The organism is Deinococcus aerophilus (assembly GCF_014647075.1).
GTDB lineage: Bacteria > Deinococcota > Deinococci > Deinococcales > Deinococcaceae > Deinococcus > Deinococcus aerophilus.
Genome location: NZ_BMOM01000053.1, coordinates 1 through 11,113, shown reverse-complemented (window position 1 = coordinate 11,113; position 11,113 = coordinate 1). Strand labels below are relative to the sequence as shown.

The 11,113-nt window shown below is 62.9% G+C and carries 9 protein-coding genes and 1 pseudogene; 2 read left to right on the top strand and 8 right to left on the bottom strand.

Annotated elements, in window-relative coordinates; genetic code table 11:
• The coding region (locus IEY21_RS16155) for a transposase (protein WP_188905371.1) at positions 1-132 on the bottom strand (132 nt) is incomplete at its 3' end.
• A 61-nt stretch (positions 133-193) separates the two neighbouring features.
• Between IEY21_RS16155 and IEY21_RS16150 the strand changes: the two are divergent.
• Together IEY21_RS16150 and IEY21_RS16145 are read left to right on the top strand one after the other, a co-directional pair.
• Positions 194-307 (top strand): annotated as a pseudogene (locus tag IEY21_RS16150) (IS3 family transposase); the annotation flags it as partial.
• Positions 308-435: 128 nt separating this feature from the next.
• Complete coding sequence (locus IEY21_RS16145) at positions 436-861, top strand: hypothetical protein (RefSeq protein ID WP_188905370.1); 426 nt, start codon at positions 436-438, stop codon at positions 859-861.
• Positions 862-1,064: 203 nt separating this feature from the next.
• Here the strand turns inward: IEY21_RS16145 and IEY21_RS16140 are convergent, their stop codons facing one another.
• The 7 genes from IEY21_RS16140 to IEY21_RS16110 form a co-directional block, all read right to left on the bottom strand.
• Positions 1,065-2,711, bottom strand: coding sequence for a spherulation-specific family 4 protein (locus IEY21_RS16140; protein WP_188905369.1), 1,647 nt, complete (start codon positions 2,709-2,711; stop codon positions 1,065-1,067).
• A 551-nt stretch (positions 2,712-3,262) separates the two neighbouring features.
• Entirely contained in the window at positions 3,263-5,566 is a 2,304-nt protein-coding gene (locus IEY21_RS16135; protein WP_188905368.1) for a putative bifunctional diguanylate cyclase/phosphodiesterase, read from the bottom strand.
• A 246-nt stretch (positions 5,567-5,812) separates the two neighbouring features.
• On the bottom strand, positions 5,813-7,768 hold the full coding sequence (locus IEY21_RS16130; protein WP_188905367.1) for a fimbria/pilus outer membrane usher protein: 1,956 nt from the start codon (positions 7,766-7,768) through the stop codon (positions 5,813-5,815).
• A gap of 204 nt (positions 7,769-7,972) precedes the next feature.
• Positions 7,973-8,677, bottom strand: coding sequence for a fimbrial biogenesis chaperone (locus IEY21_RS16125; RefSeq protein ID WP_188905366.1), 705 nt, complete (start codon positions 8,675-8,677; stop codon positions 7,973-7,975).
• Positions 8,678-8,779: 102 nt separating this feature from the next.
• Positions 8,780-9,169, bottom strand: a complete 390-nt coding sequence (locus tag IEY21_RS16120; RefSeq protein ID WP_188905365.1) for a hypothetical protein — start codon at positions 9,167-9,169, stop codon at positions 8,780-8,782.
• 41 nt (positions 9,170-9,210) lie between these two features.
• Positions 9,211-9,672 (bottom strand): hypothetical protein, encoded by a 462-nt coding sequence (locus IEY21_RS16115; RefSeq protein ID WP_188905364.1) that lies wholly within the window; start codon positions 9,670-9,672, stop codon positions 9,211-9,213.
• Between the two features lie 323 nt (positions 9,673-9,995).
• Positions 9,996-10,931, bottom strand: coding sequence for a hypothetical protein (locus IEY21_RS16110; protein ID WP_188905363.1), 936 nt, complete (start codon positions 10,929-10,931; stop codon positions 9,996-9,998).
• Positions 10,932-11,113: the final 182 nt, after the last annotated feature.

Here is an 11,113-nt window from a genome sequence, read left to right as displayed (position 1 = left end):
CGTCAGCCATTTGCGGAGCAATGAGGCACCCTCGCCCAGTTCGCGAGCAGTGTGGGAGAGGTTGCCGCCCGTTCGGGCGAGCTGAACGGCGTCTCGCTTGAACTCGGCGGAATGGATTCTGCGGTGGGTCATGATGGTGCCTCCTATTGTCGAGGCTTATCTCCATCTGCGCAAAACCGGGTCACCCTCAGTGGCCCGGCAGGCCATCTTCGAGTACATCGAAGTCTTCTACAACCGACAGCGTCGCCACTCCACACTGGGCTACTTGACGCCTCACGAGTTCGAACGCCAAGCTAAAGCCGCTTAACCTCAACTACGCAATAGCGGGACAAGCCCAAGTGCATCTGGCAAGAGGCAGGAAGCTTCAGAGGCTCCGGCGGTAGTCCCCCCCTCCCCCATCGCCTGCCGGGCAGGCCGCACCCCATAATGAAAGCGATGAGAAAAAATATTGCTGTTCTCGTGGCTGCCGCTCTGCTGCTGGCACCGTCCGCCCACGCCACCGACTTCGTTGCCAAATCCAATCTCACGGGGTTCCAGCTGCCCGCCGGCGCCCTCGAACTCACCGATGACGATTTCTCGGATGAGATGGTCGAGTTGCTCGAAGACGTTGCGGCGGGGATGAACGGCAAATGCCAGTACCACGAGCTGCTGTACTGGAAAGGCAATCCGATCGCCCTGGGCAAGGCGCTGTCTGCGAAGATCCCAACAAGCTTCAAGTACAAGAGTCTGGACATTGGCGAGACGGACGACGGCACCTACGAGCAGTTCGCGCTGACCAGCTCCAAGGTCTGGTATGCCGGCGTCTGGATCGACAGCCCCAAAGACGTGATTCTCGCGTGGTGCAGCGTCGTCAGAAAATAACCCACGGTTTGCTCGCAAGTCCCTTCCCGCTGTGTGAAGGGGCTTGGTTTTTCTGGGCTGCCTCGTCATCACTGCCAGCAGCGTCCTTATCTGTACCCCTCCCCGGCAACGTTTGACCTGCGGCAAGATCGTGGTCGAGGGTTTCTGATCCCGGTCCGGGGACGAGCTGTCCTGTGCCCCCGAGATCCAGCGTGACCGCCGGGTCAGTACGCGGTTTCGAAGTACATGCGGCTCTGGTCGAGCATGACGGACGCGGCCACCGCCCCGTTGTTCAGGTGCGCGCGCGGAGCCAGCGGTGTTCCGGCAGCCGGCAGGCGGTCGGCGCCGAGTTCTCCGCCCACCTGATCACCGGTGTCCAGGCGCGTCACCTGCCAGTGGACCGCCGAGGCCCCGCCCACACAGAACAGTGCAAACTCGTACACGGCGGCGGGCGTATTGGCCGGGAACGCCGCTCCCAGATCCTGTCCTTCCCCGGCGGCCACTGTTCCGGCGCTGTACAGGAACAGGTGCCCGTCCCGGGCGTCGTGCCCCACCCCGATCACCTGGGTCAGGGCGGGAGGCGACGTGGCACCGTCCCACGCCCCGGTGGAGGCGCTCAGGCCCACGAACAGCCGCTGTCCGGCGAGGGCACAGGCCTCGGAGAACCGGTGGACATACCAGAATCCCCCGACCCCGGGCGCACTGCCGCGCAGGCCTGCAAACTGCGCCGCGCGCACCTCTGCGGCGCTGCCGGCAGCCTCCTCACTGACGGTGCGCCAGCGCCGGATGCTGTTCGCAAAGGCGGGGGCCGTGCCGCCGATGGCCGGGGTCGTCAGGATCCCGACCACCACGCCGGGCAACCCGATGGTGTCCATGGTGTCTGACCCGGGCAACCACACCCCCACTCCTTTATGCGCCAGGGCGGCCTGCAGCGCTCCGCCGGAACCGCCGGGACCGACGAAGGCCGGGAGGCTGTGGCCGGCCACGTCGTGCGCGTACAGCTGCAGGCCGCTGGCCGGGGGCGTGTGGGGCCGACCCGCACCCAGCAGGGGTTTGCCCCCGGGGACCCCCGTGCCCGCCATCCACGCGAGCAGTTCCTCGAAGTAATCGGGCAGCGCGACATAGGGGTTGGGCAACCCCGCCTGCCGGATGCCCCACATGCCGGTCTGACGTGAGAGGGTGGCGGCCAGAATGTGGTCGAAGGTCGGCTGCCCGTAGATCAGCGCCGCGCGGTCCACGGTCGGGTAATCGGCGTACCCGCCCTGGTAGTTGCCGGCCAGATCGGCCTCGGAGGGCAGGACGCTGTTCTCCCAGACACAGAACAGGTCGGCCGAGTGCGCATCAAAGTAGCGCTGGGGCGTGGCGGTGCCCCCGTTGCCGATGGTCAGGGGAATGCCCAGCCCGTGGCTGAATTCAGTCAGGTCCGCGTAGTACGCGGCGTGCGTGGCACTGTCATCAACGGTCATCTGGTCAAAGAAGATGGCGTCCACGTCGTACCACTGCTTCCAGTGCTCAATCTCCCCCCGCATCACCGCCGCTGGCCGGGGTACCCGCGGAAAGCCGAGGGTGGTGTTGATATAGCCGATGATGCGCACATTGCTGCAGGCCCGCACCCGGCGGATGGCGACCGTGTAGTCGGCGTCCTGCTCGCGTCCCGGTCCGGAATTGTTGTTCCAGATCACGTTGAATTCCACCGAGGGGTAGGCCCGCGCCGCAGCGATCAGGCGGTTGACGACCGGATTGGTGTAACTGTGGGTCGGATACAGGTAGAACGGCAGCAGCAGGGCGGGAGGGCGACGAAAAATAGGGCGGGGCAGATCGGCCTGGACAGCAGGAGCGTCCGGATCCTTCCTGAAACCAAAGTTTTTCATCTTTTCCGAATATAGTCCGCGCCGGCGGCCAGCGGGTAAGAGAGTGGGTGGGGTATAGGACTTCAGCCTCTATCTGTGTTGCACCCAGAGCTCTGTTCTGCACGCTGGTGGCGGGGAAGTGTTGCTGGCCGCGTCTCCAGCTGTATAGCGTGTTCCGCCTCTTCTGTCCTGAGACGCTGCGCTCAGACCGCCGCCCCCAAAATCCCTCCTCCGAATTCACGCGATCTCTCCCCCATCTCCTCCCTTCGTCATCCAGCGCCGGTATGCCCTGCTGTGGCCGCAACGTGCGTGCAGCTGCGCTGCTGCGACGACACGGGCCACCTCTACGGTCGCAGTAACAATCTGGTGAGCCTGAATGACCCACAACAGGGCGAGGCCAGCGCATCTTCGAGGCGCCCGGCGTCCCGCTCACGGTGCGTCAGTCCACCGACACGGTGGCGTTGCTCGGTGCCTCAAGCATAAGTAGGCGCACCCTGATCGGCCGGATCACATGCGCGTCCGGGGCGTACGCGCGTCAGGGTGCCGAGGACGGCCCGCCCCGGCTGCAACCCTCAGTGTCCGTTCCAGCCGCTGAGCGGCGCCTCCGTTTCCCCGGACGCAGGGCACAGGCGGGCCATGGCGGCCACGGCCTGGGCGGCGGGCAGGGGCCGGGCAAAGTGAAAGCCCTGGCCCAGATCGCAGCCCAGATCCAGGAGCCGGGCGACGGCGGGGGCGTCCTCGATGCCCTCGGCGACCACCCGCAGGCCCAGGCTGTGGCCCAGCGATACCATCGCCTGGATAAAGGCGGCGTCGGTACCGCTGTCCTGGATAAACACCCGGTCAATCTTGAGCACGTCCACCGGGAGCGACCGCAACTGCCCCAGGCTGGAGTAACCGGTGCCAAAGTCATCCAGCGCCACACGTACGCCCAGGTCACGCAGTTCCAGCAGCTTGTGCCGCGCCTGCCGGACGTTGCCCAGCACGGAGCTCTCGGTGACTTCCAGAGTCAGCCGTTCGGGCTTAGCGCCGTAATCAGCCAGCGCCGAACGCACCTCTGCCACAAAGCCGTCGTGGGCGAACTGCGTGGCCGAGACATTGACGGCCACGCCGACCCCGGGCAGCGTCGCCTGCCACGCTCCCATCTGACGAACGGCCTCACGCAGCGCCCAGCGCCCCAGGCCGCCCATCATCTCGCGCGTCTCGGCCACCGGGATGAAATTGGCGGGAGAAACAGGTCCCAGCACCGGCGAAGTCCAGCGCATCAGGGCCTCGAAACTGCTTACGCGGCCGGTGCGCAGCGCAATCAGCGGCTGAAAATACAGCGTGAATTCTCCGCGTTCCAGCGCACCGCGCAGCAGCACCTCCAGCTGGGCCTGCGGCATGTGCAGTCCGTTGAGCTGCTCGCTGGCAAACCGCCAGGTGCCCTTGCCCGCCTGCTTGGCCCGGTACATGGCCGCGTCGGCCTGCTCGATGACGGTCTCGGCACAGTCGGCGTCCCCGGGGGCCAGCGCCACCCCGATGCTTGCCGAGACGTGCAGAATCTCAGGCCCGATCTGAAAGGGCTCGCGGGCCGCCTCCAGCAGGGCCTGCGCTACCTGGGCCGCTGCCGGGGCCGGGTGGCCGGGCAGCGCCGCCACGAACTCATCGCCCCCGAAGCGTGAGATCACTGCGCCTGCCGGCAGGTGGGAGGCCAACCGGGCCGCCACAGCCTGCAACAGGCGGTCACCCACCGAATGCCCGAACGTGTCGTTGACCTCCTTCATGCGGTCCAGGTCCACGAACAGCACCGCCACCTCACCACCACGCGCGCGCGCCTCATTGATCTGGCGCTGCAGACCCGCTTCCAGGTCGCTGCGGTTGCGCACACCGGTCAGGGGATCGTGTTCGGCACGGTGGGTCAGCTGTTGCTGCAGGCGCTGGTTGTCGGTCAGCACCAGAAACTGCCGCACCACGAACAGGCCCACAGTCAGCCACAGCGTGACCTCCTGGGTCCCGTCCAGCGCTGCGCGCAGGTGGGTGACCAGATACAGCCCGAACACGCCCAGCACCGCGTAATGCGGCAGCAACCGTTTCCAGCCTTCACTGACCCGGAACGGCAGGGACGCCGTGGACCGGCGTTCCTGAACGCTGCGGAACGCGGCCCACGCGATCAGCAGCGCGGCCAGCGGCCAGCCGAGGTCGATCAATGCGCCGGGCCGGTAAACGCCGCGCGCCACCGCGTCGTAATACAGCGCGTCGGTGCCCAGAAAGCACAGCATGCCCCCTGCCAGCAGGGCAATGACCCGCCGCTGGAGGCCCAGCGGTCGCCACAGGGCCAGCGTCACCGTGACGGCGCACAGCAGCAGGTCCACCACCGGGTAGGCCAGCGAGATCCACAGCGCGAAGGTCGGCTGCGGATAGCCGGCCAACGTGTCCCGGATGGACGTGCGCCACAGCAGGTCGCCCAGAACCAGAGTGACCAGGGCGGCGTCGGTCAGGAAGCTCAGGGTGTGCAGCGTACCCCGCCGCTCGCGCCGCAGCAGACTCAGGCCCACCGCGAAGCACGGGAGCGCGAGCAGATATCCCAGGTCCGCCAGGGACGGAAAGGGAGACAGTTGCAGGGCGTCATACGCCGAATACGCCAGCGCTCCCAGGCTCCAGGCGAGCAGGCCCCAGCCCAGCCAGCGCCAGGTCCGCGCCGCAGGTCCGCGCGACACGCGGGCCATCTGCCAGACGGTCAGCACCCCCAGCAACAGGGGAGGGACCACGGCGAGATTGGCTGCCAGCGGTGCCCAGCCTCCGGACGGCGCGGCAAGCAACCACAGTGCATAGAGAATCAGATATACGGTCTGGCTCACCAGGGCCACGGTGGGACGGGTGGGCGGGCGGACAACCATGGCCGTCAGTTTCGCGTCTCGGCGCTCACAACGCCGTCACATGAGTCAAACCGCAAGCGCCTGTAAGGACTGGGGGCTGAGAGCTGACGTTCTCTGCCGCCCTGGAAACGGTCACGGGTGCCCGGATCCACCCCACTTTCAGGCGGACGTCTCGTACATCATGGAGCGTCGCATATTTGGCATCCACTGCTGCGACTTCCTGATCCGGCCTGAACCGCCGAGAAAGTTCAGACACGATGATGGCCCTCAGGGGCAGGAGACCACTTCATCCTGAACGCCGATCGTGACCGGGCAGGACCGGCCATCTCTCAGGGTCAGGATTCCGGACAGAGGCTGGGCAGCCGCCGGAAGAACGACGGTGCCGAAGGCATCCAGACCATACCGGTCCCCTCCCTCAAGGCTCACGGTGCCGTAGGCTGCTTCCTGACCATCGGCCAGCTGGAAGCTGACAAACCGCAGGCGCTGAAAGTTGCTGCGCCAGTCAACCTTGATCGAGCGGGAGGCTGTGCCCGACAGCACCAAATGTGCTTCCCTCATGCCGATCTCTATGGGCAATGCTTTGGGATCAACACGGAGATCGATCTGCGCACCGGCCGGAATGGAAAACGTGAGGGCGCCGCTGGCATCCGTGCGGCCCTGGTAGGTTCCGCCCGCATACACGGCGAGTCCTGGCACGCCGGTGTCCAGCAACACAGTGACGTCGCTGGTGCGGGCCGCACTCGCATAGATTCTGTTGTTCGCGTATACCAGGGCGCCCTGAATGCTGGCGTCCACCTGTCCTGTGGTGGCTGCACCCACCGCATAGTCCGCCAGTCCACGGCGGCGGTATTCCCCATACAGCACGCCGGAACTGTAGAGCATCCGGACGCTCTGGTCCGGCGTGGGGGCATAACGGGCCGCGGCCCGCACACTGGGCCCCGCGGCCCCCACGCTGGTACCGACCTGGGCATCCCACTGCTCCGAAGGCTTGTAGCCCAAAGTGACTGTGAACTGCTTGGTCTGTTCGCTGATCTTGCCCATTGCGCTGAGCCGCAGTGTTGGGTTCAGCTGCCCCGTGATCTGCGCTCGGCCGTACCATCCGGCCTGCCGCTGGTCGTAGCCGACCGCAAGACCGGTGGCAAATCCGCCCAGGTCATAGCCCAGAACCGCCTCGCCGCGCAGCTGCCGTGGGTCCTGCAGGGGCACCTGTGCCGCCAGACCCAACCCCACGGCCCCCAGACGGCCCCGGTAGTCCAGGGTGGCGGCGTCGGTCAGTCCGTACAGGTTGTGCAGGTATCCCACCGTGAAAGCCTGGGTCTGAGAGGCTGCCGTAACCGAGATCGCCCCGGTGGGTCGGCTGGCCCTGACTCCGAACTGCGCGTCCAGGGTGAGGCTGTCCGTGAGGCCATACGAAACGCGTCCGTTCGCGTAGGGCACCTGATCCAGCAGTCCAGCCTCTGCCAGGGCGCTGTAGCCCGCGCCGGGCAGCACAGCGGACGGGAAGGAATAGTTCTGTCCCACCTCCCGCCGCCCCGAAGCGTCTTCAATCACAGCCGACACAGCCCCCGAACTTCCTGGGAGCGGTACTGACCTGAACTGGACACGCCCTGCGCCGAACGTCCACTCACCAAGATAGGCCCCGCCCGCCACCAACCGCACGGTTGCCGGCAGTGGCAGATCGACAGTGAAGACATCCAAGTAGCGCAGGTTGACTCCCGTGACCCGGGCCTGAACTCCACTAAAGCCGTCCAGACTGGTGGTGAGTATTGGGGCGATGTTCCAACCTGCCTCCACGTGGGCCGTCGGACTGAGCTGATAGCGCGCAGAGGCGCTGGGATCCACCGTCAGCGCACGGCCTGGAGAACTGGATTCGGCCACGCCCACCTGAGCGCTGAATTTTCCATACGCATAGCTGCCATTCAGAGAACCACTTTGATTCACTCCGCTCTGCGGCTGGTAATGGACATTCAGTCCGTAGTCCAGCGCATAGACGGGCAGACCTTCGGGCTCCGCCAGGACAGGAAGCTTCACGGACTGGGTATATGTTGGCAGCAGGTCAGGCTGCGGCTCAAAGCGCACCGTCTGGGCTTCCGGATCGTACTGGGCAGCGAGCACCGGATTCAGACGGACAAAGGTTTCCTCATCACAGGCCAGCGCCTCCAGCCCGTAACGGTCCTCACCCGCCTGCAGGGCTTCTCGCTGTATCCACAGGTCGCTGGCCACGCGGCGCAGAGAGTACGTGCCCCGGCTGACTCCCCGCACCTGCAGGTCAACCAGCTCTTCTGTGGAGGCACAGACGGCTGCGGCAGCAGACCCGCCAGCCTGGGCCTGGGCCGGTGAATACAGGGGACATAAACCCAACACAACACTCAGGGCCAGCCAGCGCTTCATGGTCGCCCCCCGTTGCCACCCGGCCCTGACAAGAGATTACTGAACATTGAGGGTCACTCGCACCGGCTTCTGATTCGCGTCCTCGGCCGTGAATTCAATACCCTTGGCTCCATTCAGGGCAGGCGGCAGCTTCACTTCCATGGTGGAACCGCTCAGAACATACTGGTTGCCCAGGTCCACCGTCTGGCCCCCGGCGGCCAGCTGAATCTTGCGGAAGACTCCGTAGCCATCGCCGGAATTCTTGAACACGAGGTACGCCGCGTCGTTTCGCTGCACAGCGCTCAGAGCCACGCTGGGCCGCGCACCGGACTTCTCTGCAAACAGAGGAAGGCTGAAGACATAACGGGGGGTAATGGTGAGCGCACCCGAACTGGAAGGCTGCGCCTGAACCTGCTGCTTGATGATCAGCCGGTAGGTGACCGACGCCGTGGTGGGGGGACGGCGCAGCGCCACGCGCACCACCTGGCTGCGGCCCGGGGCCACCTTGAAATTCATGGGGCTGACAATTGCGTCGCGGGTGGGAACCAGCACATCCTGTCCGTCCTTCTGGGTCCAGGACAGCACTTCTGCCGTAAACTCTGCCGGCACCGTGTCCGTATTCGTCACGGTGGTGGACGTCGTCAGGGTCTGGGCCGTGTCCAGGGTCAGCAGAACGGGGCTCAGGACAAATCTGGCCGCTTCACTGGACCCGACACAGGTCAGCAGGCCCATCAGAAAGAGAATTCGACTGCGCTTCAACATAAATATCCTCAATTGATACCGGCATACTCGCCGGGAAACAGAAATCTTGATTTGTCTGGAACGGTTGGAGGCTCGCCCGGGCAGGCAACGAACCTCCGTCCGTCAAAAATCGATGGTGATGGTCAGACTGTCCGCATAGCTGCGGGTGGGAGCACCCCACTGTCCGGCAGGCACCGTCACATCCAGACCCAGGGTTCCGCCGAGCACACGCAACTGCGTCGCGTTCGGCACGAAATAAAGCAGCTGTTCACTGCCGGAACGCATGGTACCCACGAAACGGCCAGTGGCCGGCTCGAAGACCCCGTCCGCAGTGCTGATCCGGACCGTGCTGACCGCACTGCCGCCGTCGCACACCACTGGAATCTGGATGTTTTGCGTCCAGTTCTGAACATAGTCGTAGGTACCCAGCGAGGACACCACGGGCGTCCCGAACTGACAGGCAGCCTGGGCAGCGCCGCTCAGGAGCAAAAGGGCAAGAGCGGTCAGCCGCAACGGGGTCCACCTGCCAGAGCGAGACATGGAAAGCACGGGGTCTAGAACTCCACCGTGAAGTCGACCGTGCCCGTGTAGAACCCGTTGGGCGCAGCGAACTGAGAAGCTTCCGGCCAGCCGGAGCGGATGGTGCTGACGTACCGGCTCGCTCCCTTATAAGGACCGTTCGGCACCGTGTTCGAGCTGCCTGCGGTGTACCAGACCAGGGTGTTGATGGTGGGGTTGTTGGCAACTCCATCCAGCACCAGCGGCACCAGCACACCCGCCGCTTTCGAGGTAGCGCTGGCCATCCCCCCCAGCTTGCGCGCCGTCAGGGTCGTGCCGTTGTTGCAGTACACGCTGATGGACACCTGCGCCTGCTCGCCCACATAGGTGTGCGCCAGGGCCGCTTCGTAGTCGGGCAGTTCAATGGTCGGCTGGCTGTTGGCCGTATCGAACTGACAGGCCGCCTGGGTGGCCGCAGCGACTGGGATGGTGGCCGAGGTGGTCTGCGCAAGGGCCATTTGCACGAGTAGTAGCGGTAGTGATATTAAAACAATTCTAGACATGAGTGTCTCCATGAGGAGTGGGGCAGGAGGTGAACTTATTCAAACAGTTTCCACCTCCAAGCTATCACCAATATTGCAAATAATCCGCAACATAGATATGGTTATCCCTATGCCTTCCAACCATTGATCAACATCTCTACATGCATAGGGATCATCGAGAGAGGTTGGGGAATTCTCGAAATAGTTAATTCCTAATAGCTATAACGATCACCATACTTTTGTCCGAATATGTTGTTTTTTGCAATCTCTACATGAATTCCATCACAATATACAGATAATTAATTGATTGTTATGGGCTTGGCCAAAAATCCATCAATCGAAGCGTCCATATCATCTACGTGGAAGTAAGAACCGCCACTACAAACTACCCTACTGACATTTTTCCAGTTAAGGGTCCGGGTTTCAATCGGCTCCAAGTTAGTGCCGTTGTTTGTAAAAGTAGCGGTTCCAATAATTTGATTTGCGCCATCATATCCCGTAATCTGTATGAAGTCTCCCCAGATAGTACCAGCACTAATAGAGTTGAGGGTAAATGTGGAACCATTTTCAGTTGCGAAGCTATTTTCAGGCCCACAACTAAGAACAAGCCCAATATGATTTGGGGGCAATCCCCAGCCATTCCTCTCGACGTAGTTGCTGCTAGATTTAAAGGTGAAACCTTTCGTAATAAAAGGATTTGGCGCCCCCCCCTCTTCTCCACCACCATGCTTGTAAAAATTACCAACGTAGTCATCAAAAAGACCAAGACTATTCATCGCTGCTGTCGCCTTGAATATCATCTTCTTGACATCTCGACCACAAGTCAGAATGATTGTATAGCTCCCGCTCTGAGAATACGTGTGATCTTGCTTTTCAAGCCCCACGCTGGCGGGAGTCGGTGTGACTACCGCAGTGCTGCTGCCGTCTCCCCAGTCCACGGTGCAACCGGTGTCTACAGGATACGTTGACTTGACGTAGATTCGAGCGCTGCTGTCATTAATTTTCAAGACGTTGAGATAAGATTTGGGAGCAATTCCCTGACCACTCAAATCTCCATTCAATCCCAATGCAACCAGATCACGGGCTACTCCAGTTTCGAAGGCGGTGACATAATCAGGTCCGAGCTGCGTGATCATGCCAGCGGCTGAAGGCGTGGATTGAGCCACAGGAGTGGACTGATTGCCACAGGCAGCGATCAGCAAAGGAAGCAGAAATAGGGGTGCAATTCGTTTCATAATCTGGACCTCAATGGAATAGAGCGGGTAGGCTTACCAGCCGATGTAGTAGTCGACGACAGCGCTGTAGCCGCCGGTCGGGGCCGTCCACTGTCCAGCGGCAGCGCTCGCCATGATGTTGTAGCTGTACTGGCTGCCGTTCAAAGAATCTGAACCGATGAAGTTCGGTTCAATGTCGCTCT

Excerpts from the sequence above, each read along its gene's own strand:
- IEY21_RS16135 (WP_188905368.1), bottom strand. The coding sequence starts at position 5,566 with ATGGTTGTCCGCCCGCCCACCCGTCCCACCGTGGCCCTGGTGAGCCAG.
- IEY21_RS16110 (WP_188905363.1), bottom strand. The coding sequence starts at position 10,931 with ATGAAACGAATTGCACCCCTATTTCTGCTTCCTTTGCTGATCGCTGCC.
- IEY21_RS16140 (WP_188905369.1), bottom strand. The coding sequence starts at position 2,711 with ATGAAAAACTTTGGTTTCAGGAAGGATCCGGACGCTCCTGCTGTCCAG.
- IEY21_RS16115 (WP_188905364.1), bottom strand. The coding sequence starts at position 9,672 with ATGGCCCTTGCGCAGACCACCTCGGCCACCATCCCAGTCGCTGCGGCC.
- IEY21_RS16145 (WP_188905370.1), top strand. The coding sequence starts at position 436 with ATGAGAAAAAATATTGCTGTTCTCGTGGCTGCCGCTCTGCTGCTGGCA.
- IEY21_RS16125 (WP_188905366.1), bottom strand. The coding sequence starts at position 8,677 with ATGTTGAAGCGCAGTCGAATTCTCTTTCTGATGGGCCTGCTGACCTGT.